Origin of the sequence: Amycolatopsis sp. lyj-90 (assembly GCF_046549035.1) — a bacterium.
Lineage (GTDB): Bacteria > Actinomycetota > Actinomycetes > Mycobacteriales > Pseudonocardiaceae > Amycolatopsis.
This window is the reverse complement of sequence record NZ_JAJPWP010000002.1, coordinates 535,794-558,402: the sequence shown is the minus strand read 5'-3', so window position 1 is coordinate 558,402 and position 22,609 is coordinate 535,794. Positions and strand designations below refer to the sequence as shown.

22 protein-coding genes are annotated in these 22,609 nt (G+C 70.3%); 10 read left to right on the top strand and 12 right to left on the bottom strand.

All coding sequences use genetic code 11. The features are described 5' to 3' along the window. Positions 1–118 precede the first annotated feature (118 nt). From ACLJPX_RS08300 to ACLJPX_RS08290, 3 genes are read left to right on the top strand one after another with little or no spacing between them, the layout of a single operon-like run. Positions 119–859 carry a hypothetical protein gene (locus tag ACLJPX_RS08300; RefSeq protein ID WP_410599513.1) on the top strand — a complete coding sequence of 247 codons (741 nt, stop codon included), beginning with the start codon at positions 119–121 and terminating at the stop codon, positions 857–859. Positions 860–864: 5 nt separating this feature from the next. Next, positions 865–1,260: a hypothetical protein gene (locus ACLJPX_RS08295; protein WP_101609138.1), complete on the top strand. Its 396-nt coding sequence runs from the start codon at positions 865–867 to the stop codon at positions 1,258–1,260. Between the two features lie 34 nt (positions 1,261–1,294). Next, a complete protein-coding gene (locus ACLJPX_RS08290; protein WP_410599512.1) occupies positions 1,295–2,011 on the top strand; it encodes a hypothetical protein in 717 nt (238 codons plus the stop codon). Positions 2,012–2,057: 46 nt separating this feature from the next. On the opposite strand, the gene ACLJPX_RS08285 is transcribed toward ACLJPX_RS08290, so the two are convergent. After that, entirely contained in the window at positions 2,058–2,822 is a 765-nt protein-coding gene (locus ACLJPX_RS08285) for an AfsR/SARP family transcriptional regulator (protein ID WP_410599511.1), read from the bottom strand. Between the two features lie 164 nt (positions 2,823–2,986). On the opposite strand from ACLJPX_RS08285, the gene ACLJPX_RS08280 reads away from it, so the two are divergent. Further along, positions 2,987–4,867, top strand: coding sequence for a hypothetical protein (locus ACLJPX_RS08280; RefSeq protein ID WP_410599510.1), 1,881 nt, complete (start codon positions 2,987–2,989; stop codon positions 4,865–4,867). On the opposite strand, the gene ACLJPX_RS08275 is transcribed toward ACLJPX_RS08280, so the two are convergent. Further along, positions 4,868–5,524, bottom strand: coding sequence for a response regulator transcription factor (locus ACLJPX_RS08275; protein ID WP_101609134.1), 657 nt, complete (start codon positions 5,522–5,524; stop codon positions 4,868–4,870). It abuts the gene before it with no gap. Positions 5,525–5,565: 41 nt separating this feature from the next. Between ACLJPX_RS08275 and ACLJPX_RS08270 the strand changes: the two genes are divergently transcribed. The 6 genes from ACLJPX_RS08270 to ACLJPX_RS08245 all read left to right on the top strand — a co-directional run bounded on the left by ACLJPX_RS08270 (position 5,566) and on the right by ACLJPX_RS08245 (position 13,922). Continuing rightward, complete coding sequence (locus ACLJPX_RS08270) at positions 5,566–6,231, top strand: response regulator transcription factor (RefSeq protein ID WP_410599509.1); 666 nt, start codon at positions 5,566–5,568, stop codon at positions 6,229–6,231. Then, on the top strand, positions 6,228–7,502 hold the full coding sequence (locus tag ACLJPX_RS08265; RefSeq protein WP_410599508.1) for a sensor histidine kinase: 1,275 nt from the start codon (positions 6,228–6,230) through the stop codon (positions 7,500–7,502). Before ACLJPX_RS08270 ends, ACLJPX_RS08265 begins: the two co-directional genes overlap by 4 nt. A 70-nt stretch (positions 7,503–7,572) precedes the next feature. Then, on the top strand, positions 7,573–8,526 hold the full coding sequence (locus tag ACLJPX_RS08260) for an AAA family ATPase (protein WP_410599507.1): 954 nt from the start codon (positions 7,573–7,575) through the stop codon (positions 8,524–8,526). 3 nt (positions 8,527–8,529) lie between these two features. Further along, positions 8,530–10,644, top strand: coding sequence for a fibronectin type III domain-containing protein (locus ACLJPX_RS08255; protein ID WP_410599506.1), 2,115 nt, complete (start codon positions 8,530–8,532; stop codon positions 10,642–10,644). 3 nt (positions 10,645–10,647) lie between these two features. Further along, complete coding sequence (locus ACLJPX_RS08250) at positions 10,648–11,826, top strand: DUF58 domain-containing protein (protein ID WP_410599505.1); 1,179 nt, start codon at positions 10,648–10,650, stop codon at positions 11,824–11,826. After that, positions 11,823–13,922, top strand: coding sequence for a transglutaminase domain-containing protein (locus ACLJPX_RS08245; RefSeq protein ID WP_410599504.1), 2,100 nt, complete (start codon positions 11,823–11,825; stop codon positions 13,920–13,922). The genes ACLJPX_RS08250 and ACLJPX_RS08245 overlap by 4 nt, the downstream gene beginning before the upstream one ends. Before the next feature lie 2 nt (positions 13,923–13,924). Here the strand turns inward: ACLJPX_RS08245 and ACLJPX_RS08240 are convergent, their stop codons facing one another. The 10 genes from ACLJPX_RS08240 to ACLJPX_RS08195 all read right to left on the bottom strand — a co-directional run bounded on the left by ACLJPX_RS08240 (position 13,925) and on the right by ACLJPX_RS08195 (position 22,554). After that, positions 13,925–15,094: a serine/threonine protein kinase gene (locus tag ACLJPX_RS08240; protein WP_410599503.1), complete on the bottom strand. Its 1,170-nt coding sequence runs from the start codon at positions 15,092–15,094 to the stop codon at positions 13,925–13,927. Between the two features lie 46 nt (positions 15,095–15,140). Then, entirely contained in the window at positions 15,141–15,869 is a 729-nt protein-coding gene (locus ACLJPX_RS08235; protein ID WP_410599502.1) for a glycosyltransferase, read from the bottom strand. Further along, positions 15,866–17,146: a PIG-L family deacetylase gene (locus ACLJPX_RS08230; RefSeq protein WP_410599501.1), complete on the bottom strand. Its 1,281-nt coding sequence runs from the start codon at positions 17,144–17,146 to the stop codon at positions 15,866–15,868. The genes ACLJPX_RS08235 and ACLJPX_RS08230 overlap by 4 nt, the downstream gene beginning before the upstream one ends. Next, on the bottom strand, positions 17,143–18,138 hold the full coding sequence (locus ACLJPX_RS08225; RefSeq protein ID WP_410599500.1) for an acyl-CoA dehydrogenase family protein: 996 nt from the start codon (positions 18,136–18,138) through the stop codon (positions 17,143–17,145). The genes ACLJPX_RS08230 and ACLJPX_RS08225 overlap by 4 nt, the downstream gene beginning before the upstream one ends. Positions 18,139–18,152: 14 nt before the next feature. Next, positions 18,153–20,228, bottom strand: coding sequence for a catalase (locus ACLJPX_RS08220; RefSeq protein WP_410599499.1), 2,076 nt, complete (start codon positions 20,226–20,228; stop codon positions 18,153–18,155). A gap of 64 nt (positions 20,229–20,292) precedes the next feature. Further along, the gene (locus ACLJPX_RS08215; RefSeq protein ID WP_410599498.1) at positions 20,293–20,706 is read right to left on the bottom strand and encodes a DUF4383 domain-containing protein; all 414 of its coding nucleotides are present in this window, start codon (positions 20,704–20,706) and stop codon (positions 20,293–20,295) included. Positions 20,707–20,731: 25 nt separating this feature from the next. Next, the gene (locus ACLJPX_RS08210) at positions 20,732–21,169 is read right to left on the bottom strand and encodes an SRPBCC family protein (protein ID WP_410599497.1); all 438 of its coding nucleotides are present in this window, start codon (positions 21,167–21,169) and stop codon (positions 20,732–20,734) included. 28 nt (positions 21,170–21,197) lie between these two features. Then, positions 21,198–21,605, bottom strand: a complete 408-nt coding sequence (locus tag ACLJPX_RS08205; RefSeq protein ID WP_410599496.1) for an SRPBCC family protein — start codon at positions 21,603–21,605, stop codon at positions 21,198–21,200. Positions 21,606–21,722: 117 nt separating this feature from the next. After that, the gene (locus tag ACLJPX_RS08200; RefSeq protein ID WP_410599495.1) at positions 21,723–22,049 is read right to left on the bottom strand and encodes a DUF6292 family protein; all 327 of its coding nucleotides are present in this window, start codon (positions 22,047–22,049) and stop codon (positions 21,723–21,725) included. A gap of 64 nt (positions 22,050–22,113) precedes the next feature. Further along, positions 22,114–22,554 (bottom strand): Hsp20/alpha crystallin family protein, encoded by a 441-nt coding sequence (locus tag ACLJPX_RS08195; RefSeq protein WP_410599494.1) that lies wholly within the window; start codon positions 22,552–22,554, stop codon positions 22,114–22,116. Positions 22,555–22,609 lie beyond the last annotated feature (55 nt).

Sequence of the window (22,609 nt, the reverse complement as noted above, 5' to 3'; positions counted from 1 at the left end):
GATCGGACCGGCCTCGGGGACCACGTCCGCCGCCGGATGAACCGCCGATGTACCGGTGATGAACCGCCGCGCCGGAGACTGCGTTCCGGCAGCGCACCGGATCAGCGAGGTGGGACGGATGAAGCAGAAGAACAATCTCCGGCGGGCGGCGGTCTACGGTGTCGCCGGTCTCGCCACCGCGGCGATCGGCGCCTCCACGGCGAACGCGCTGACCGACGACGGGGCCGGGCACAAGCCGGTGCTCGACGCCGCGCAGGCGGCGAAACCGCAGCAGGTGGAGGCTCCCGCGTCGCCGAAGCCATCGGCCTCGGCCGCGACACAGGGTAAGAAGGCCGCGCCGCAGGAGAAGTCCACATCGCAAGGAAGGACGGCCGCGACGCCTGCCGAACCTGTCGCGCCGAAGCGGGTTTCGCCGCCGCAAGCGGCGCAGCCGGTCTTGCCGGTCCGCGCTCCCGCGGTCACCACGCCTGCCGCGCAGGTCAAGCGGGCGGTCAAACCCGCGCTGGAGATCAAGAAGACGGCCCGTACCACCCCCGTGGTGCGGAACGCGGCCGTCGTCAAGCCGCGGGTGACGAAGACCGCCGACGTGAAACGAAGCCAGCACCCCGTCGGGAAACAGTTCGTGGTCCGCGCCGCTATCGCCGACCCGGCGCCCGTGACCGTCCGCAAGCAGTTGCGGAACGCGACCGAACTCGTCGAAGCCGCGAACGATGCCGTGGACAAGGCGGACAAGGTCCTCGACAAGGCGAGGGCCGATCTGAAGAAGGTCAAGGGCGAGCTGGAAAAGCTTCGCAAGAGTCTCGAGAAGCCGAAGGAACACGACAAGCCCTTCAAGATCATGACCGGGCATCGGGGCTGAGCGTCATGACCACCACCAGCCTGGCCGAGCGCCCGACCTTGTCGCTGCGGTCCGCGTTCCGCAAGTTCGCCGCGCCCCGGATCCCGGTGACGCGGTACCTGGTGATCCCCGAAGAGGTCTGGATCGGCCAGTCTCCGTCCCTTTCGGACGAGGACGAACCCGTGCGGATCGAGTACGACTATTACCTGAAGCACGAGGACGCACCCCTCAACCGCGGCGTGCTGTCCGGCTTCGGCGGCGGTGCCGCGTCCCTCGCGTTCGGGGTGACCACGGGTCTGGTCATCGCGACTCCGGCGGGGATCGCCGTCGGAGTGGTCGCCGGGATCTTCGGCGGCCTGATGGGCCGGTCGCTGGCCGAAGAGTTCTACGAACGTCACCACGAAGACGAACCCCGGCCGTGACGGTCACCGCCGGAACCGGAAGATCGAGGTATCCATGAACATCAAACGAGCAGGGGTCATCGGCGTCGCCGGACTGACGACCGCCGCGGTCGGCGCCTGGACGTTCGGCGCCTTCGACGGCGGCCAGGAGGTGTCCGCGAGCCCGGCGAACCACGTCGCCGCCGCGCCGAAACAGGCGGCCGTGCCCGTCGCCCCACCTGTGCAGAAGGCCGCGTCGCCCGCGGTGGTTCCCGCCGCGGCGGCCGCGAAGCCGGTGCAGGTGAAGAAAGTGGCGAAGGTGACGAAGGCGAAACCCGTCGTCAAGCAGACGAAGAAGAAGGTGCATCGGCAGAAGGTGCGGACACCGGTCGTCAAGACCACCGCGGCCAAGGACGCCAGGCAGGTTCAGCCGATCCGGTTCGTGCCGCGGGTGGTCGTCGTCGAGAAGCCCGCCGCCGCGGTTCCGTCCGGCGTGCAGAAGATCGCCGAGTCCGTCGGCAAGGCGAACGGTTCCCTCGCGAAGGCCGAGAAACTCGTCGACCAGGCGAGGGGCGAGGTCAAGAAGGCCAAGGGAGAACTGGACAAGGCCAAGGGCGAACTGAAGAAACTCAAGTCCGCCAAGCACACGCACCGGCACCAGCACGGAAAGCCCGGCCACCGCGGATCCGTTTCCGTGGACAGCAAGGGGCTCAAGCCCGGCCAGTCGCGCACCGCCTCGACGTCGAGCCCGAACGGCTCGTCCTGGTCGAGCGCCACGGTCTCGGTCAAATGAGGCGAGGCGATGGTCGTCGCGGACGCGGCGACCATCGCCTCCGGCTTCATCCGGCGAGGCTGTGAAGATCCGCGCAGCCGCGAAGAGCGTCGTAATGGGCACCGGCGAGCACGGCGCCAGGTTCGACACCCAGCTCCCGGACGATGATCGAGCGAGCCCGCCCGTACGTGGTGAGCGCTTCGTTGCGCCGTCCCGTGTCGGTGAGCAGCCGGATCAGTTTCGCCCACACGTGTTCCCGGAGCGGGTCCTCGTCGAGGAGACCGTGCAGCACGGTGATCGCGTCCCAGTGCCTGCCGAGGCGGCGGTAGGCCTCGGCCAGGTCTTCGCGCATCCGGGTGTGCAGCCGGGCGAGGCGCGCGCCTTCGACGGCGGCGGCCGGCGTCTGCAAGCCCTCGAACGGACGGCCACGCCAGAGCGCCAGCCCGTCGGCGAGCAGCTCGGCGGCACGTTCGGGGTCGCCGCCGAGTGCTCGGCTCGCTTCCGCGGCCCGGAGATCGACGAGGTCGACGTCGACCTCGTCCGGTTCGACCCGGATCCGATACGCGCCCTGCCTGCTTTCGATGCGCTCACCGCTCGCGGGCGGCGGCAGTACGCGGCGCAGGCCGCAGATGTGCGACTTCAGGTTGCCCGCGGCGGACACCGGCGCGGGCCGGTCGTGCCAGGTCGAGTCGATCAGGCCGTCGACACCGACCCAACGCCCTCGATCCAGCAGCAGCGCCGCCAGCACCGTGGCAGGCTTGCCGGGCTTGACCGTGGCGGGTGCCCCGTCCGGAGCTTGGACTTCGAGTGGTCCAAGGAGCTGGAACAGCATCCGACGTCCCCCTGTGAATGAGCTTGGCGCGGTTGACCCGCTCAGCATGCAGGAGGAGGTATGAGGATTCCATGACAGTCGGCCGCGGCGATGTACCGCCGATGAACCGGTGCTGAACCCCGCCCGGTCACCATTCCGGAGTCGCCGAGGTCCGGAGGATTGCGATGAAACACACCAACACCGATTTACGTCAGGCTGTCCTGTATTCCGTTTCGGGCGGGGTACTGACGGTCGTTTTCGGCGTGCTGGGCGCCGCCGCGGCACACGCGGCCACCGAGCCGGGCGGGTCGCCTGCCCAGCAGAACGCCGAGAAAGTGGCGATGAACAAGGCGAAAGCGTCGAAGGCCAAGGCCGCCCAGCCCGCCCAGGCGAAACCGAAGGCCGAGCCCAAGCAGCAGCAGAAGTCCAGTCCGGCGAGGGCCAGGCAGGAGCAGAAAGAGAAGAATTTCGGCTCGCCCCAACGGGGTGAGGAGGGGGCGAAGAAGAATACGAAGGCCGAGGAGCAGCGTAATCGGGGTGAGGAGGCGAAGCGGAATCCGGCGAGGGCTCGGCAGGAGCAGAAGGAGAAGAGCTTCGGTTCGCCTCAGCGGGGTGAGGAGGGGTCGAAGAGGTCTGATCAGGACGCGAAGAAGTCGAAGGCCGAGGAACAGCGCAATCGAGGCGAGGAGGCGAAGCGGAATCCTGGCAGGGCCCGGCAGGAGCAGAAGGAGAAGAATTTCGGTTCGCCGCAACGAGGCGAAACCGTGTTGACGCCTCAGCAGCGGCAGGGGGAGGAAGCGAAGCGGAATCCCGGCAGGGCCCGGCAAGTGCAGAAGGAGCAGAATCTCGGCTCCTCGCAACGGGGCGAAGTGCCGTTGTCGACTCAGCAGCGCAGGGGTGAAGAGGCGAGCAAGAGGCCCGGCCGCGCGAGGCAAGCGCAGAAGGAGCAGAACTTCGGTGTCCTTCAGCGCGGTGAACAGGGTCGTGCGCTGGAGATCCTGAAGGGCGCCGTGCAGCGGGAGCTGGGTGAGGCGACGCGGAAGAATCCGGGTAGGGCGAAACAGGTGCAGAAGGAACTGAACTTCGGCGTCATCCAGCGCGGCGAGGAGGGTCGTGCGCTGGAGATTCTGAATGCCGCGGTGCAGCGCCAGAGGGGTGAGGCGGCGAGGCAGAATCCGGGCAGGGCCAGGCAAGCGCAGAAGGAGCGGAATCTCGCCACTCCGCAGCCCGGTGCGGCGGTTCCCGTCAGGAACGCCGGTGCGAAGAATCGCGCCACGGTCATGCCGGTGAGCGCTCTCGCCGTACCCAAGGGGCAGGGCTGGTTCGACGACGACGGCGACGGTACGCCGCCGATCCGGGTCAACCCGCTGTGCCACACCGAAGAATGCAACCGGACGACCTGGGAGATCCTGAACCGGCTTCCCCGCCTGGTCGACCTGGGGGCGAAAGCCGATGGCGAGGCCATAGAACCGGACGGCAAGGGTGGTTTCGGTGGCTACAAGGGCTATGCCTACGCCGTGCGGAACAAGGTGGTCACCTCCAGCGGCCAGGTGATCGGCAAGAACTACATCGGTGCCGACGGCAAGATCGAAGGCGGGATCTCGCTCAAGGACGGCATCAAGGGCAGTGCCGAGGGCTTCGTCGGCTACCGCGGTGCGGGCCCGGAGGTGGACGAGAAGGTGGGCGAGATCAACATCGCCGGTGAGCCGGGAACCTCGCTCGGTCTCTCCGCGAACGTCGAAGCCGGGATCACCGCGAAGGAAGGCCTCAAACTCGGTGCCGGGGCCAAGGCGGCGTGGACGAACACGATGCCCGAAGCCGAGTGGAACCTGGGACCGATCACCGTCAAGGCGCAGCCGGAGGCCTGGATCGGGGTCGGCGCCGAGGCGGAGGCCGGGTTCGGCGTGGGCGACGACGGCAGGACCCACCTCAAGGGCAAGGTCGGGGCCGCCCCGGGAGCCGGCGGTTCGCTGGGCCTGGACGTTTCCTTCGCCCCACTGGACCAGGCCATCATCGACATCGTGAAGAAGGCCAACGAGGAAGCCCCCAACGCCCTCGGCTACTGATCAGCCGATGCGGTAACCGACCCTCGGCACCGTGGTGATCAGCGGCGGATCCAGCAGCTTCCGCCGGAGGCCGGTCATCAGCACGTCGAGGACGTTGGACGCCGGAGTGGTGAGCTCGTCCCAGCCCGCTGTGATGAGCTCACCACGGGAAACCGGCCGCCCGCTGTTCTCCAGCAGGCACCGCAGCACGGTGAATTCGGTCCGGGTCAGGCTCAGCAGCACTCCGGCACGCCGCACCTCGTGCCGTCCGGTGTCCAGTTCGAGGTCACCGGCCCGCAGCAGGGGCGGCGGGGCGGTCCGGCCGCGGCGGCAGAGGCTGCGGATCCGGGCCACCACCTCGGCCATGGCGAACGGTTTCTCGAGATAGTCGTCGCCGCCGCGCCGGAGGCCGGTGATCCGGTCGCCGGGAGTGCCGAGGGCGGTGAGGAACAGGACCGGAGTCGTCCAGCCGCCGTCGCGTTTCCGCTCGACGTAGTCCAGCGAATCGCCACCGGGCAGCATCCGGTCGAAGACCGCGCAGTCGTACTCGCTGACGAACAACGCCTCGTCGGCGGGCCCGAGGTCGCCGACGGCGTCGACGGCGAAACCGGCGGCGCGCAGGGACGACGACACCGACGAGCGCAGGGCGTCGTCGTCCTCGATGACCAAGATCCGCACCGGTTCAAAGTAGCGAGCCAGGGACGTAAGCTCCAGCCGACATGAACACGAGGACGCTGGTCGTCGAGGACGACGAGGACATCCGGAAGGCCGTGTCCGCCGAACTGCGGGCGGCCTCGTTCACCGTGGACGCCGTGGGCACGCTGGCCGCCGCGGCCGAAGTGCTCGCCGCCGCGGGCGGGGCACACGCCTGCGCCGTGTTCGACCGGATGCTGCCCGACGGTGACGCCGCCGGATTCGTCCACGAGCGCAGGCGGCGGGGATGGACCGTGCCGGTGCTGTTCCTGACGGCCTTGGACTCCAGCAGCGCCAGGGTCGAAGGGTTCGAGCACGGCGGGGACGACTACCTCGTCAAACCGTTCGTCATGGCCGAACTGCTCGCCAGGGTGACGAACCTGTGCCGCCGAGGGGGCGGCAGCCCGCCGGTGCTGCGGCACTCCGATCTCGAAGTCGACTTCGCCCGCTGCGAGGTGCGCCGGGGCGGGGTCCTGCTGTCGCTGAGCAACCGGGAATTCGCGATCCTCGAATACCTCGCGACCCGGCAGGGGCTGACGGTGTCCCGCGCGGAACTCATCGAACATTGCTGGGACCTCGAGAACGAGCCGGTCGCGAACGTGGTCGAGTCGGTGGTGAAGCGCCTGCGCCGCAAGCTGGGGGAGCCCGATCTGGTGGAGACGGTCCGCGGGATCGGATACCGGCTCTCGTGACCGAGTCGTCGACAGGCAGGCTGCGCAGGCTCCGTCGCCTGCTGACCCTGCTGTTCACCGCGATGAACGCGTTCGGGCTGGTGGTGCTGGCCTGGCTGGTGATCGAGGCGGACGCCGAGCAGGGGAGGCAACGGCTGGACAGCGACGTCCGCCAGGTCGCCGCGACGCTGGCCCGGCTCGTCGCCGCCGACGGGGGCACCATCGTCACCGCCTACGTCGGCACCGACACCGTCAGCGAGCAGTGTCCGCAGTTCGCCGTCCTACCCGGGAGCGCGCCGCGGTTCGAGCCGTATCGGGGCAAACGCGAATGCGTGGCCGTGGACGACGGCCTGCTGAACCGGCTCGCGACCGAGGCGACCGCGACGAACCGGTCGAAGGCCGGATACGAGACCACCGCCGCCGGACGGCCCGTGTACGTCGCGGCCGATCCGATCAAGGATCGCGGAGGACAGGTCGTCGGCGCCATCGTCGTGGTCGCCGACGCGGTGAGCACGCAGGAGCGGCACGAGGAGTGGGTGCTGCTGGTGGTCGGTGGCTGCGTGCTGCTGGTGCTCGGCCTCGGCGGGGCCGGATACTTCATCGCCGGCCGGGCCATGCGGCCGGCCACTGCCGCGCTGGAACAGCAGAAGTCCTTGCTGGACGGCGTTTCCCGGCTCCTCGACGGCGTCGTGCACGACCTCAAGACCCCGGTCGCCGGTCTGCGCGCGCTGGCCGAAGCGGCGTTGCGGAACCCCGCCGAACGGGACGAGCTGCTGCCCAGGACGATCCGGCTGGCGTCGATGATGGGCGACATCATCGATCTGTGGCCGAGGCGTGCCCGGGTCACCGCGGGGGTCGAGGAGCTGTCGATCGGGCCGCTGATGCTCGATCAGCTGGTCGAGACGGTGGTCGAGGATCTGCCCGCCCAGGACGCGCGGATCACCGTCACCACCGTGCCGAGCCGGGTCGACGGCGACGCGACCCTGCTGCGGCGTGCCGTCGCGAACCTGATCGGGAACGCGCTGAGCCACGGTCGCGCGCCCGGCGAGGAGGCCGAAATCCAGGTCACCGTCGCCGACGGCCGCGTGGTCATCGCCGACCGCGGCCCGGGAGTCGACCCGGGGCAGGCCGCCGCCCTGTTCGAGCGGTTCGTCAGCGGTGGCGGCTCGACCGGGATCGGCCTGGCCGTCGTCAAATGGGTCGCCGACGTGCACGGCGGCACGCTGCGTGTCTACAACCGGGAGCAGGGCGGGGCGATCTTCGAACTGGCGCTGCCGGCCGACGCTTCCTGAGCCGCCGGGACCGGTCCCCGCCGGAAGAGGGGAGTATCCGGGGCGCAAGCATTCCTCTCGAGGGAGCACGATGAATCCGACGGCCGCCACCGGGGTCTACCAGGCCCTCGCCGAGAACGTGCAGCGAGTGCTGCGCGGCAAACCGGACGTCGTCCGGCTCGCGATCGCGGCACTGCTGTCCGAGGGGCATCTGCTGATCGAAGACGTCCCGGGCCTGGGGAAGACGACGCTCGCCCGGTGTCTCGCGCGGAGCATCGGCGGCAGCTGGAGCCGCATCCAGTTCACTCCCGACCTGCTGCCGGGGGACGTCACCGGGGTGATGGTCTACCACCAGAACAACGAGAAGTTCGAATTCCACCCCGGCGGCATCTTCGCCAACGTCGTGCTCGCCGACGAGATCAACCGCGGGACCCCGAAGACGCAGTCCGCGCTGCTCGAGGTGATGGCCGAGCGCCGGGCGACGGTCGATTCGAAGCCGTACGCGGTGCCGCATCCGTTCCTGGTGATCGCCACCCAGAACCCCATCGAGATGGAGGGCACCTACCGGCTGCCCGAAGCGCAACTCGACCGGTTCATGATGCGGATCTCCGTCGGCTATCCCGACCACGACGCGGAGGTGCGGGTGATCATGAGCGATTGCGCGCGGGTCAGCCCGGACGAACTCGATCCCGTCGTCGACCTGGAGACCCTGCGCCGTGCCATCGACGAGGTGCGCGACGCCTACCTCGACCCGGCGATCTGCTCGTACGCGGTCCGGCTGGCCACGGCGACCCGGGAGCACGCCGCGGTCCGCTACGGCGCGAGCCCCCGCGGGAGTATCGCGCTGGTGCGCGCGGCGCAGGGGATCGCGGCCACCGACGGACGCGCCTACGTGACCCCGGACGACGTCAAGGCCATCGCGAAACCGGTACTCGCCCACCGGCTCGTGCTCACCGCCGACGCCGAGCTCAACCAGCGCCTCGCCACCGACATCGTCGACGAGGCGCTGGCGGCGACGCCGTCGCCCGCGATCAACGCGGTGTGATCGATGAAAACGCAGAGGGATTTCGCCTGGTTTCGCGCGCGGGCGCCGATCGCCGCGATCGTCGCCTGCTGTGTCGCGGTGGTGGGCGTCGCGATCACCGGCGCGGCGAAACCGCTGCCGGGCCTGGACATCGCGCAGACCGGGCATTGGATCTACAACTCCGTACTCGGTTCCGCGTTCCATGTGGACGGATCCGGCAAGTACGCCGACGCGCGGGTCCCGGTCCCGGGCGCCGATTCGGGTAGCCCGGTCGCGCAGGGACCGACGCAGGGTTACGTGCTTCCGCCGTCGAGTGTCATCGAATTCGGGAAATCGACGCTGTCGGTCGAGAAGACCACGCCGTCCCCCTCGAACGAGTGGCCGGTCGCGGTGGAGACCAAGGGCGGGCCGTACGGCGTGTACCGCCAGGCCGGTGTCGTCATCCGGCTCGGCGAGGCTTCGGCGAAGATCACCGTCGGGGGCAGGCTGGGTGACCCGATCGCCACCGCGGACGGCCGGTTGTGGCTGCACCGGATCGACGACGGGCTGCTGTGCGAACTCGCGCCGGGCGCCGACCGGGTCTCGTGCCCGATCGTGCTCCCGGGCAGGCACAAGGGTTCGCTGGCGCTCGCCGCGGACGGACCGGTCTTCGTGGACAGCGACGACGACACGGTGCGGCGCGTTTCGCCCGCGGGTCTCGGCGAGCCGGTCCGGCTCGGGGTGGACGTGCCCGAGACCGCCGTCGTGGCGACCAACGAAATCGACGGCAGGCTGGCGATCCTGGACCGGCAGGGCGCGCGGCTGCATCTCGTGGACCCTTCAGGGCGGTCCGCGGGGCCGGTGAGTATTCCGCTGCCTCCCGGCGACTACGTGGGGATCGCCTCGTCCGGATCCGCGGTCGCCTTGGTGGACAAGAAGAACCACACTCTGTCCACTTACGACGGTGCCGGTCAGCGGCGGGACAGCAGGCCGATTCCCGGCGGGGCGGAGCATCCTCCGGTCCGGGGCCAGGACTCACGGGTCTATGTGGACGGTGCCGACGGTGCGCACGTCCTCGTCGTGGATCCCGGTGGCGCGGTGAACGACGTCGCGGTGACGGGTGAGAAGAAACCGGCCGAGACCCCGGCACCGGCCGACCCGCCGTCCGGGAACCCCGGTGACAAGCCGGCTTCGGATCCGCCGCCGCGCGAACCGGCCGACCGGCCCACCGCGCCGGTCCAGCCGAAACCGCAACCGCAACCACAACCGCAACCGAAACCACAGCCCAAGACCACTCCCGTTGCCGTCCCGGCGAGCCCGCCGGGTGCGCCGCGCGCGGTGACCGCGACCGCGGGAAACGCCGCGGCGACGGTGAAGTGGGGTGCGGCCCCGGCCAACGGCGCCGCGCTCACCGGCTACCGGATCACCTGGGCGGGCGGGGAGAAGACGGTCGGCGGGGGAGTGCGGACCACGACGATCACCGGCCTCGCCAACGGCACGGCGTACACGTTCACGGTGTCCGCGGCCAACCGGGCGGGCACCGGTCCCAGCGCCTCGTCGGCTTCGGTGACCCCGGCCGCGGCCCTCCGGCCCCCGGGCGCCCCCGCCGGGCTCAACGTCCGCATCAAGACCGGCGACACCGACGCGAACGTCACCTGGCGGGCCGCGGCGGCGAACGGCTCGCCGGTCACGGCGTACCACGTCTCCTGGCGGCGGGCCGACGGTTCGGGCGCGGGTTCGGCGAGCCTGCCGGGTTCGGCCACGGCGCGGCTCATCGCGGACATCGGGATCGAGCAGGCGATCACCGTCTCCGTGGTCGCCGAGAACGCCGCGGGCCGGGGCCCGGCCGCGACGGTGACGAAGGCCAAGGGCGACGCGCCCGCCGACCGGAGCATCGTCATCTCCCGCGGTGCCGACACCACGGCCGACCAATGCGAACCGCCTGCCTGCGGGTTGATCCACATCGTCATGTCCGGGTTCACCCCCGGCAAGACGGTGTCGATCACCTGCACCACCGACGACGGCGTCCACGGCAGCAAGTCCGTCAAGATCGGGCCCGACGGGAAGCTGACCGTCGAAGCCTTCCCGCAGGGCACGATCGGCCGCAACGTGTGGATCAGCTCCGAGGGCGTCCAGTCCAACAAGCTGGCCTGGAAATAGCCGATGGGAATGCGGCTCACCGGACGGGGCGTCGGACTGTTGGTCGCCGCCGTACTGGGTTACGGCGCGGGCGAACTGGCCGGGTACCCGCTGTTGCGCGTGCTGGCGGGCGCGGCGCTCGGTGCCGTGCTCGCCGGGGCGGCGATGGTCTTCCGGCGGCCACAGGTCACCGTGCGGCGCGAGGTGCTCCCGGACCGGGTCGAGCGCGGGCACCCGGCGCTGGCCAGACTGCTGGTCGGGAATCCCGGCGAGCGGCGGCAACCGGGGTTCACCGCGCGGGAGCACGGAGAGCACGGCGCCGACCTGGCGGTTCCGGTGCGGCCGCTGGCACCGGGCGCCGAGGCGACGTACCACTACGAACTGCCGACCCGGCGGCGCGGCCGCTTCACCGTGGGGCCGCTCGTCCTCGAACGCGCCGACCCGCTCGGCCTCGTGCGGCGGCCGCTTCCGGCGGGCGACACCGCCACGCTGTGGGTGTTCCCGAAGCTGCATCCGGTGCGCGCGCTCGCGTCCGGACATCCGCGCCACCATCACGAAGGCGCGACGACGGACGACTCGCTGCGCGGTTCGGCGGATCTGCGGGACGTCCGCGAGTACGTCGTCGGCGACGAGGTCCGTCATCTGCACTGGAAGGCGACCGCGCGGACCGGGCGGCTGATGGTGCGCGACTACGTCGATCCCGAACATCCCCGGTTCACCCTGCTGCTGGACACCCGCGCGAAGGTGCTGGCGGAGGACGAATTCGAAGAAGCCGCCGAACTGGCGGCCTCGCTGGCGTACGCCGCCGCGACGGCCGGGCACCGCTGCCGCCTGATCACTTCGACGGGTGAGGACCTCACCGTCGCCGGCGGAACGCAGGCGACCCGGCGGCTGATGGACGTGCTGTGCGAAGTCCGACAAGACCCGGACGGCGACCGGCCCCTGATCCCGAGTGCCTTGTCCCGCAAGGGAGTCCGCGGCGGCTGCCTGGTGGTCGTGACCGGAAGGGCGGGCCGGGAACTGAGCGCGCTCGCGGTCGTCCGGCCGCATTTCTCGACCATGTTCGTGCTCGGCGTCGGCACCCACGGACTGGGGATGGACGGCCTCGGCGTGCACGGCGTCGAAGGGGTGCCGCGAGCCCGCCGCATCAGCGCGGCGGACGCGGCGGAGGCGGTGCGCCGGTGGAACGAGGTGGTGTCGTGATCCGGCGGACGGCGGACGTCGCCGTACTCGCGGGCGCGGCGTTCGGCGGGCTGCTCTTCGCGCCGGTCTTCGGTCTTTCCGCGCTGCTCCTGCCCCTCGGCGTGGTGACGCTGGCGGTCTACGGGGTGTCCGAGCTCGTGAGGCGGTATCCGGGCCTGGTGCCGTGGCGGCCGGTGCTCGCTGTCGCCGCCGGGCTCCTCGCGGTGATCGAGACGGTTCTGCCCGCGACGACGGTGGCCGGGATCCCGACCGGGGAGTCGCTGGCGGTGCTCGCCGACGGGGCGGTCCACGGCTGGCAGCTGACCCTGCAGTCGACCTGGCCCGCCCTCCCGGAACCGCGGCTGCTCGTCTTCGTGCCGTTGGCCGTCCTGATCGCCGCGGTGCTGGGGATCGAGTCGCTGCACCGGCTCCGGCGGCCGCCGGTCGCGCTGGTGCCCGGGTTGCTCGTGCTGGTGTCGAGCCAGGCTTTCGGCGCGGTGACCGGGACCACGGCGGTGCTCGCGGGCCTCGGCTACGCCGCGATCGCCGGTCTCGCGCTGGTGAGCGGCACCCGGCGGCTCAAAGCGTTCGTGCCCGCCGTGGTGCTCGCCGTCGTCGGGGCGTTCGTCCTCTTCGCGGCAGACCCGCTCGCGAGGCCCGCATATTCCTTGAAGGACCGTGAATCCGTCCCGCTCGCCGCCGAGTCCGTCACGAGCCCGCTCTCCGAGATCGCCTACCGGAGCCGGAATCCGGTGCCGCAGGTCTTCCGCTACACGGGGGACACCCCGGCGTCGCGACGCTGGCCGCTGGTCGTCCTCGACGACTTCGACGGCTCGAACTGGTACCCCGGCGGCGGTTTCCGGCGGCTGGGGGCGGAGATCCCGCCCACCACGGGGATCGGGGTCCCGGTCAGCCGGCGCCAAGCCGCGCTCGAGGTGACCGGTTCGTCCGGGCCGTGGCTTCCCGGACAGGCGTCACCCGCCTCGGCCGCCGGGGCCGACGTGCTCGTGGACGAGGCTCGCGGAACCCTGGTCGCGGCGCGACCGGCGCCGTCCGCGCGGTACACCCTCGCCTGGTGGGAACCCGAGGTCGGCCCCGAAGCGCTGCTCGGCGCCGCGACGAATCCCGCTCTTCCCGGCGGGCTCGGCGGTCTCGGCGCGGTGCCCCCGGCGATCGGCGACCTCGCCGACCGGATCCTGCCCGGCCTGCGCCCGTCCTTCCAGACCGCTGTCGCACTCGAACGGTTCCTCGCCCAGGACTACCGGCTGGCCACCGGTGACGAGTTGCCGACCGGGCACGGCTGGCCGCAACTGAGCCGGTTCCTGCTCGACGACAAACGGGGCACGAGCGAGCAGTTCGCCGCGGCGTACGTGGTTCTGGCCCGGCTCAAGGGAATCCCGGCGCGGCTGGTCGTCGGCTATCGCGCACCGGACCGGCCGGAGGGGGACGGCGCGTACACGGTCCGCAACGCCGACGTCGTCGCGTGGCCGGAGGTCGCGGTGGACAAGGTCGGCTGGGTGCCGCTCGACCCGTCGGGAGCGGCGGCGCGGAGCGGGTCCGGATCCGCGAGCGGGATCGCCGCCGCGGTGGCGGAGGTGCGGACCAGGCTTCCCCCGGAACGCCAGCTGGAGAACCCGCGGCTGCCGCCAGGCGAGTCCGAAGAAGAGCGCACACCCGGCGCGGTGGACTGGGCCATGACGGCCGCCGTGGCCGGTCTCGGGCTCGGCGGCTCGGCGGCGCTCTGGGGTGCCGCCGTGCCCGCGGCGACCGGGCTGCGTGCCTGGCGCCGTCGTCGCCGGAAGGGCCGTGCCGCGGCCATCGCCGCCTGGGCCGAGGCCAGGGACCGGTTACGGGCACACGGTGTTCCCGTGACGGCCGGGATGACCGTACGCGATCTGGCGAAGTCCGCCGTCGTCTTCGGCGAGAAGTCCACTGTGGATGGTCTGGTCTCACTGGCGAGAACGGTGGACGCGGCGCTGTGGTCGGGGACGGCGCCGGACGTCGCCACCGAGGCGTGGGCCTCGGTCCGCTCCGTCCGGAAAGGACTCGGCAGGCGGCCGTGGCGCCTGCGTCTGCGGGCGGCGGTCAACGCGAGAGTACTTCGGCCTCCGCGCTGAGTTCACCGTGTGCAGACGGCGCCGCGCACGGGCTGGAATCCGCTTTCGTAGGTGCCGCGCGGGCCCCTGCCCTGGACCTGGAAGCAGTAACGCAGCCCCGGCCGGACGTCCACCCGGAAACGGTCGCTCCGCCGCGCCATGAGCACTTGGGGTTCCGCGCGCCCTTCCTCGGCCATGACGACGGCGTAGTCCAGCTCGGCGTTCGACGTCCACGACAGTTCGACGTAGGTTCCGTGGTCGGCAGGTGGCGACAAGTCGATCGCGATCGGGCCCGGTGTCACGACGTCGTCGTCCTTGGTGGCGAGAAACCAGGCCACGGCGGCGATGACGCCGGCCCCGGCGAGGATCCCGGCGACCTGGCCGGTTCGCCGCCGTGGCCGCGGCGGCCGGGCCGGTTCCAGCACGAGGACCGGTTCGGCGGGCAGGTCGAACGGGAGGCCGGACGACGCGCCGCGCAGGCGGCTCAGCGCGTCTTCCGGACGACGGCCCGGTTCCGCGGCGAGCAATTCCCCGACGAGCGTCACGAGTTCGCCGGGGACGTCGGACCGGGTGATCGGCGGGACCGGCTCGGCGAGCACCCGGTGAAGCCGCGCGGCGGGCTGCTCGCCGACGACCGTCCGATGTGGAGGTTCGCCGGTCAGCATGAAGTGCAGGACCGCGCCGAGGCCGTACCGGTCCGCGCGCTCGTCCATCGTCTGGTCGCGGACCGTCTCCGGGGCGGTGAACTCCAGGTCGTACAGCGGATCGCGGCGGAACCGCTGCCTGAGCGTCACTCCGAAGTCCGCCAGCACGGGCTCGCCCGAGGGCAAGAACAGGACGTTCCGCGGTGTGACCGAGCCGTGCGCGACGCCTGCCGTGTGCGCGGCGGCGAGCGCGCGGGCGACGGCCTGGCCGATACGCAGTGTTTCGTCGACGGGCAAAGGCCCCGTCACCGTGGCGAGGGAACGGTCGCAGCGTGGCATCCGCAGGCTCGTCCGGCCGTCGGTGAGCGTGCCGACCTCCAGCACCGGCAGGATCGCCGGGAAGGGTTCGATGGCCGAGAGGAGCGCCTGCTCGCGGGCCAGCGCCGACCGGGTCTCGCGATCCAGCGGGACCGGGTACACCTTGAGCACCGAGTCGCCGGGGCCCGCCACGACGGTGGCCGTCGGGCCCTGTTCGAAAGCGCTGCTCATCGGCCGGATTCCCGTTCAGGCCACGACATCGAGAAGACTCACCCGATCAACCTAGCCGCCGCTCGGCCCGGCGGTCCAGGCGACCGGAAGTGGTGAGCGCGCGCAGCAGCGTCGAGAGACCGTCCGGCGCCCGGCCGTCCAACCGGGCGCTCGTCATCACCTTCGCCTCCTCGGCATAGGCCAGCCGGAAACCGGCGTGGGCGAGGCGGCGCCACAGGTCGTGGTCTTCGGCGGTCCGGAGCGGGAGAAAGCCGCCGACCGCGTGATAGGCGCTGGCCCTGATCGCCAGGTTGGCACCGTAGACGTTCCCGTGACCGGCCGGGTTCCGCACGTTCGCCAGCAGCGCTTCGTAACGCGGCTGAGCGGGGGCGGCCAATCGGGCGTTCAGTTCCGCCGTTCCGGCGACGGCGTCCCAGCCCGCGTCCGCCCGGTGGACATGCCGGACCGCCCAGTCGCGGTCGACCACGGTATCCGCGTCCGTGCTCAGCAGCAGGGTACGGGCCGAGGCGTGATGGTCCAGGCCACGGAGCAGATGCCGCGCGCCCAGCGCCCGGATCGCACCTATCGTCAGATCGCGACTGTTGACGAGGACCTCGGTTCCCGCGTCTCGGGCCAGGTCGGCGGTGCTGTCGCGGCAGCGGTCGGCGATCACGCAGACCCTGCGTTCCAGCCCCGGGGCCAGTTCGCGCAGGGCGGCGGCCAGCGCGCGCAGGCATGCCGGGAGGCGGGTTTCCTCGTCGCGCGCCGGGATCAGCACACCCACGGACGTGATCAACGGCGTTCCAGGACGTCGACCAGGAAGTCGTCCTCGGTGTGCGTCACCAGGCTCCGCAGGCCGGGATGCGCCCGCAGCCGTTCGTGGACCTCCATGCCGTGGTGAGGAGCGTCCGGAGCCTGTGGGCGCCAGTGCACGGCCAGGACCTGTCCATCCGGTCGCAGTGACGCCACGGTGCGGTCCAGCGTCGCCTTCAGATCCGCTTCGCTCAGGTAGTAGAGGATTTCGCTCAGTACCACCAGATCCGCCGGGCCACGCAGATCGCCGGGGAGCGAACCCGCGGAAAGCTCCACAGTGGACAGCTGCGCCAGGCGATCCCGCGCGGACGACAGAGCGTCGGGAACCGGGTCGAACGCGTGGACCCGGTCGCAGCGTCCGGCGAGCTCCAGCGTCAGCGCACCCGTGCCGCACGCGGGTTCCACGGCGAGGGCGTAGCGCTCACGCGGCAGAGCGGCCAGGGCGACCGTCCTCTTGCGACGCTCGTACCAGCTGTCCATCGTCCATGGGTCGGGCTCGCGGTAGAGCGTCTCGAATCTGCTCACCGGCGTCGAGGTCGTCCTCGGTTCGTGGAACAGGATCTCCCGGTCGCGCGCGAAATGTTCCAGCACCTCCGGTGCCAGGATCGGATCCTCGCCTCTCGGGCCGGGTTCCAGCTGTGACCGGAAGACTTGCACGGCTTTCGCCTTGACCGCCGCGGTCGCGTCGTCGAGCCGGACCTCCGCGGCCCGGGCCCAGGGGATGGCCGGATCGTCCGGCGCCACGAGGTGCCAGAGCCAGATCGGGTAGGACCACCGGTGCGCGCCCAGCGGCGCGGCCCGGAACGCGGCCCGGCCCGCCACCCGGTGGTCCGGATGCGGATCTTCCGGCCACGGTGCCAGACAGAGCTCGGTGTCCGCCGCGACCGCACGGACGATGTCGGACAGTTCGGGCTCGTGCTCGATCAGCGCCGAGTCCGGAAGTCCCGCCCATACCGGCTCCACGTCGCCCATTCCCTGGCACCGCAGCGACTCCAGGAGTTCGACCCGGCGACGAGCGCCGAGAGCCCGGCGCTCGGAGGATGAGGAGCCGGGGAACGCGGCCTCCCCGTCCGTGGCGACGACCAGCCGGATTTCGGCTCCACGGGCGTGCAAACGCTGGATGAGCCCGGAGACGCCCAGGGTCTCGTCGTCCGGGTGCGCGGCGACGACACAGACGCGGCGGACGTCCTCGGCCGGGAACGGCGGGAGCCGCGCCAGGTCGCGCCAGCCCGCTTCGGCGTGGAAAGGGCCCCAGGTCATCGCCGCCCGTCCTTCAGCAGTTCGGCGCCCAGCGCGGCGAGGTCGCGGGCTCCGTGATGCTGCCGGACGTAGACCATCAGGTCGGCCAGCTGCTGGGGCAGCCGCCGGTCGCGGCAGAGCGCCGTCGGCCCGGTGATCTCCGGCGCGCGGTCGAGGACCTGCCGGGCGGTGTGCTCGACGGCGGCCCGGCAGATCCCGGTCAGCAGCGGCAGGTCCTCGCCCGGTTCGGTGTCGATGACGCCCGCCGTCCGCACGAGCAGCGCGTCGGCCTGGTGGATCGCGGTGTGGAGCGCGCCGAGGTGGGCGTACTGATGGTCGTCCGCGGAGCCCCGGGCCAGCAGGTACGCCGTCACGGAATCCAGGACGGCCGCGCAGCCGCCGAGCCACACCGCGGCGACGCCCGCGCCGCCGAGGGCGAACCCCGGCCGGGACACGTACCAGCCCGGCTCGCCGACGATATGGGCCGCGGTCACCGGGACCCCGTCGAACCGGACGTCACCGCTGTCGGAGGCGTCCATCCCGATCGCCTGCCACGTTTCCGGCAGTGCTTGGACGCCCGGTTCGTCCAGGCCGATCTCGAGCAGGATCGGCGGTCCGTCTTCGAAGTCCGCCACCACCAAGGCGCGGTCGAGGACTTGGGCGCCGGAGCAGAACCGGACGGTACCGGTGAGGGCGCCGCCCACGACGGCCGCGCCGGTCCCGCCCGAGCGGGCGGCCCAGACGCCGTACAGCGCGTCCGGCACGGGTTCACGGCCGGCTTCGGCGAGGATCGCGAGGGCATCGGTGTGCCCTTCCGCGAGCCGCCCGAGCACCAGATCCCGGCGCCCGAGCCCGGCGAGCGTCGTCCAGCGGCCCCACGTGTCGCCCTCACCGGGGCGCGGCAGGTCGAGGACGGCGTTCGCCATCAACAGCCGCACCATGGTGGTGATGGTCTCGACGGATCGCGGCCCCGGCAGAGATTCCGGTGCGGCCGGTTCGAGCAAGGTCTTCATCAAGGTACGAGTCCTCAGTCGTTCATCACTCGTTCGGCCCGCTCCCACACGCGGTGCAATCCCACGGTGGTCAGCAGCTCCGAGGAGAACGGTTTGGCGACCTCGTCGGCGAGCACGATCCCCGGCGCGTCGACGTCGATCCCGGCGTCGAGGAGAACCTGCCGTCCGTCGCCCCACGCGCCGATGGCCTTGCAGTGCCGGAAAGTCTCCTGCAACAGCACGGTCAGCTTGATGTCGTGCAGACCGGCCGTGCCACCGGCGACCACCACCGCGTCGAATTCGATGGACCGGGCGGTGAGGAAGGTCCTTTCCACCGCCTGCTGCCCGCGTCCCCGTTTCAGCGTTCCGCCTGCCGGCGCGAGAACCCGGAGGACCGCGCCCTGGGCCTCGACGGTCCGGCGGAGTTTGCCGATCCCGCCCAGATCGGCGCCGTGAGCCGCCACGACCCCGATGATGCGGCCCGCGATCGGGCCGGGGCCCGAGGGGATCTGCGACAGCGCGGCAGAAGGGACGACGTCTTCGGCGGGAGCACCTTCCGGAGCGGGCAGCCCGAGTCCTTCGGCGACCGCCGCGCACAGTTCGGCGTCGACACGGGCGAGCGACAAGAGGACGCGTTCCTGGATCGACTGTGCGAAGCACTTTCCCAGCTCGAACGTGAACGCTTCGATCACGTGGATCTTCTCGATCCCGGACAAGCTCTTCCAGAAGAGCGTGGCCTGCGAGAAGTGATCGTCGAACGAAACCGGGTTGGCCCGCACCTTCGGGCCCGAGACTTCGATGGGCCGGTGGACGTAGGCGCCTTCGGCTTCCGTCGCCGTCGTCGGCAGAGCGTCGTCGACGCTGTTGGGCAGATACGGGGCCTGCCCGTGGTGGATGAGGGTCTGGTGCATCCCGTCACGCAGATTGTCGTTGACGGCCGCATGCGGGCAGTTGATCGGGAGCTGGGTGAAGTTGGGGCCGCCGAGCCGGGTGAGCTGAGTGTCCAGATAGGAGAACAGCCTCGCCTGCATCAGCGGATCGTCGGTCACCTCGATGCCCGGCACCAGATTGCCGGTGTGGAAGGCGACCTGTTCGGTTTCGGCGAAGTAGTTGGTCGGGTTCCGGTCCAGGGTGAGCTTGCCGACCAGCTGGACCTCGGCGAGTTCCTCCGGGACGAGCTTGGTGGGGTCGAGCAGGTCGATCCCCTCGAACATCTCGTCGTCCGAGTCCGGCATGACCTGCAGGCCGAGTTCGTACTCCAGCGGTGCACCGGCGTCGATGCCGTCGGCCATGTCCCGGCGGTGGAAGTCGGGATCGGCACCCGCGGCGATCTGGGCTTCCTCCCAGACCAGCGAGTGCACGCCGGCCACCGGTTTCCAGTGGAACTTCACCAGGCTGCTCTGGCCCTCGGCGTCGACCAGCCGGAAGGTGTGCACCCCGAAGCCTTCCATCGTCCGGTAAGAGCGGGGGATCCCGCGGTCGGACATGGCCCACATGACGTGATGCGTCGCTTCGGTGTGCAGGGAGACGAAGTCCCAGAAAGTGTCGTGCGCCGTCTGTGCCTGCGGGATTTCCCGGTCCGGATGGGGCTTGCCCGCGTGGATGACGTCGGGGAACTTGATGCCGTCCTGGATGAAGAAGACCGGCATGTTGTTGCCGACCAGGTCGAAGTTTCCTTCGTCCGTGTAGAACTTCACCGCGAAGCCGCGGACGTCCCGGACGGTGTCCGCGGAGCCCCGCGAACCCAGCACCGTCGAGAACCGCACGAAGACGGGAGTCTCCCGGCCCTTCTCCAGAAAACCGGCCTTGGTCACCGAAGACGCGTTGCCGTAGGCGCGGAAAGTGCCGTGCGCGGCCGCGCCTCGCGCGTGGACGACCCGCTCCGGAATACGTTCGTGGTCGAAATGGGTGATCTTTTCGCGGAGGTGGAAATCCTCCATCAAGGACGGTCCTCGCGGGCCCGCCTTCAACGAGTGATCGGTGTCCGGCAGCCGGACCCCTTGCGCCGTCGTCAGATAGTTCCCGCGCTGCCCCTCACCCGACCGGCCGGCTGTCGCGTTCGACTCGTCTTCAGCCGGTGTTGTTCGCTCGCGCTGACGTTTCGGGGGCATGATTCTCCTTGCCGAGAGTGGTGGTGCTCGGTGGGTGCGATGGGCGAAGTGCCCGTGGTTCCGGCTATTCGCGCACCGTCTCCGAAGGCCGTTCCGCCTGCCGGACGACGACGATCGCCACGGCGAGAGCCACGAGCGAGGTCAGTGCGTGAAGGACGTTGTCCGCCCAGTTGAGATTGACCGCGTCTCCGGCCGACGTCGTCGCCGCGGAGAGGATGCCGAAACCGGTGAGTCCGGCGAAAGCCACGAAGACGAACCAGCTGTAGAGGGAAATCAGGGCCGGCCTCAGCACCGCGACGAGCCCGATCACCCCCGTCGCGACACGGAGGAGGTCCAGCATGCCTGTCGAGCTGAAGATCCAGACCGTGTTCTCTCCGGTCTGGTCGGTCTCGGGCACGAAGAAAAGGCCGAGGACCCCGACGGTGAGGTGGACGAGAGCCAGGACCAGCACTGTCACGCGGAGAGTCGGTTTGCTCATCGGTTCACCTCCGTCTCGTCAATGCTCATTCCTTGGTGCTGAAAATCCGGACGAGGCTGTCCTCGGTGTCCTTGCCGACCTTTTCGAACACGAGCTTGGCGATGGGGGAGGCGAGTTTCGCCGCGCCATGGAATTCGATGGTGGCGTGGTAAGTGAGCTTGGCCGTCCCGTTTCCACCGGTGGTGACCGTGATGTCGTCGGTCGAGGTCGCGGTGTCGTTCTTGCCGACGAAGACCACCCGACCGGGTTCGAGGCGAGTCAGTTCGTAGGTCAGCTCGGTCTCCATCCCGCCGATCTTGGACACGTTGTGCCACCGGGTACCGACGGCGACCGGGCCGGGACTGGTCTGCTCGCAGGTCACCGTGCCCGGATCCCATTCGGTGGCGCGGGAGAAGTCGCGCAGATAATCGACGACGGCCTCAGGCGTGGCGTCGACGGTGAAATTCCGGGTGACTTCGACCATGGTGATCCTCCTCGGCGGGTATGCCGTCTCAGCGGCTTTCCGCGGCTTGTTTGATGCCGGAGAGGGTTTCCTGCAGGCCCCGATCGACCTGATCCCCTTCGGTGCGTTCGGTGTGCAACTCGACGACGAGGGTGGCGTTCCGCTCCGTGTCACCGGGTCCGATGTGGAGTTTCCCGTGATAGTCGTGTGGTCCGGCGGCGCCCCATTCCAGGCTTTTGCCGTCTTCGACCACCTTGATCCAGGCCTCGCCCGCCACGTCCTGCTCGGGAGCGTCTTCCGGGTCGATCCGTGCGGTGACGTCGACCTTGTCGCCGCCCGAGGGTTCCGCGGAAGTCAACCGGGGCATGTATTTCGGAAGATTGTGCACGTCGGCGAGGTAGGAGAACAGAAGTGCCGGAGGTACGTCGACCGTGATCGATTGCCGATAGTCGCCCATGAACACCCACTCCGAATCGAGGTCTGCGTCGCTCTTGATCGATCTCTGTCCCGGATACCCGGGCAGAGCGGCTTTACACCTCTCGAATTCGAGGTGCCGGATTCGGCGCGTGGTGGTTCAGCCCGCGGTGGACCTGACGAAGTGGGCGACCCGGGCGGGTGACGGTAGCGGGGAATCCCCGCCGAGCCGACGGACCACGGAAAGATCGTTCCCGGCCTGGGTTTCGGTGGCGAGAGCCCAGCCGCCGAGTTCGTCCCAGAGCAGGGCGACGTCGCGCTCGGGATGGTTCCGCAGCCGGACGTCCAGGGCGATGTAGGCGGAGACGGGGCTGTCGTAGTCGACGGTGCAGGATTCGAGCCCGATGCCCAGCGCGTCGGAGACTTCGGCGAGATACGCCCAGAGTGCGGGGGCCGTGAGGTGCGGGTGGGTGAGGGACGCGGTCAAGACGAATGCCCTTCCTGCCTCGGGGTCCGGTGCGGGACCGCCGGTCCCGCACCGGACAAGGTGCTCAGGCCTGGATCTTCTTGCGTTCGGCGTCGGTGTCCGCGACTTCGATGCGCCGGGGCTTGGCCTTCTCGGCGACCGGGATGCGCAGGGTCAGCACGCCGGCTTCGTAGTCCGCGGTGATGCGGTCGGTGTCGAGGGCTTCGCCGAGGAACAGCTGACGGGAGAAGACACCCAAAGGCCGTTCCGACACCTGCATCTGGACTTCGCGCCCGGTGGCGGGCCGTCGTTCCGCCTTGACCGTCAGGACGTTGCGTTCGATGTCCAGCTCGATGGCGTCGGCCGCGACGCCGGGGAGATCGAAGCAGACGACGAAATCTTCACCGTCGCGATAGGCGTCCATCGGCATCGCGGCGGGTTTCGACCAGGTTCCGGGGGTCGCGTTGCCGAACACCTGCTGGGTGAGACGGTCCAGCTCACGGAACGGGTCGGTGCGCATCAACATGGGTTCCACCTCCTGGGTTCGGGTTCTCTGGCGTCAACACGCCCCTTTGTTCTAG

Coding starts and splice junctions, on each gene's coding strand:
- ACLJPX_RS08300 (WP_410599513.1), top strand. CDS start 119: ATGAAGCAGAAGAACAATCTCCGGCGGGCGGCGGTCTACGGTGTCGCC.
- ACLJPX_RS08295 (WP_101609138.1), top strand. CDS start 865: ATGACCACCACCAGCCTGGCCGAGCGCCCGACCTTGTCGCTGCGGTCC.
- ACLJPX_RS08290 (WP_410599512.1), top strand. CDS start 1,295: ATGAACATCAAACGAGCAGGGGTCATCGGCGTCGCCGGACTGACGACC.
- ACLJPX_RS08285 (WP_410599511.1), bottom strand. CDS start 2,822: ATGCTGTTCCAGCTCCTTGGACCACTCGAAGTCCAAGCTCCGGACGGG.
- ACLJPX_RS08280 (WP_410599510.1), top strand. CDS start 2,987: ATGAAACACACCAACACCGATTTACGTCAGGCTGTCCTGTATTCCGTT.
- ACLJPX_RS08270 (WP_410599509.1), top strand. CDS start 5,566: ATGAACACGAGGACGCTGGTCGTCGAGGACGACGAGGACATCCGGAAG.
- ACLJPX_RS08260 (WP_410599507.1), top strand. CDS start 7,573: ATGAATCCGACGGCCGCCACCGGGGTCTACCAGGCCCTCGCCGAGAAC.
- ACLJPX_RS08255 (WP_410599506.1), top strand. CDS start 8,530: ATGAAAACGCAGAGGGATTTCGCCTGGTTTCGCGCGCGGGCGCCGATC.
- ACLJPX_RS08250 (WP_410599505.1), top strand. CDS start 10,648: ATGGGAATGCGGCTCACCGGACGGGGCGTCGGACTGTTGGTCGCCGCC.
- ACLJPX_RS08240 (WP_410599503.1), bottom strand. CDS start 15,094: ATGAGCAGCGCTTTCGAACAGGGCCCGACGGCCACCGTCGTGGCGGGC.
- ACLJPX_RS08230 (WP_410599501.1), bottom strand. CDS start 17,146: ATGACCTGGGGCCCTTTCCACGCCGAAGCGGGCTGGCGCGACCTGGCG.
- ACLJPX_RS08225 (WP_410599500.1), bottom strand. CDS start 18,138: ATGAAGACCTTGCTCGAACCGGCCGCACCGGAATCTCTGCCGGGGCCG.
- ACLJPX_RS08220 (WP_410599499.1), bottom strand. CDS start 20,228: ATGCCCCCGAAACGTCAGCGCGAGCGAACAACACCGGCTGAAGACGAG.
- ACLJPX_RS08215 (WP_410599498.1), bottom strand. CDS start 20,706: ATGAGCAAACCGACTCTCCGCGTGACAGTGCTGGTCCTGGCTCTCGTC.
- ACLJPX_RS08210 (WP_410599497.1), bottom strand. CDS start 21,169: ATGGTCGAAGTCACCCGGAATTTCACCGTCGACGCCACGCCTGAGGCC.
- ACLJPX_RS08205 (WP_410599496.1), bottom strand. CDS start 21,605: ATGGGCGACTATCGGCAATCGATCACGGTCGACGTACCTCCGGCACTT.
- ACLJPX_RS08195 (WP_410599494.1), bottom strand. CDS start 22,554: ATGTTGATGCGCACCGACCCGTTCCGTGAGCTGGACCGTCTCACCCAG.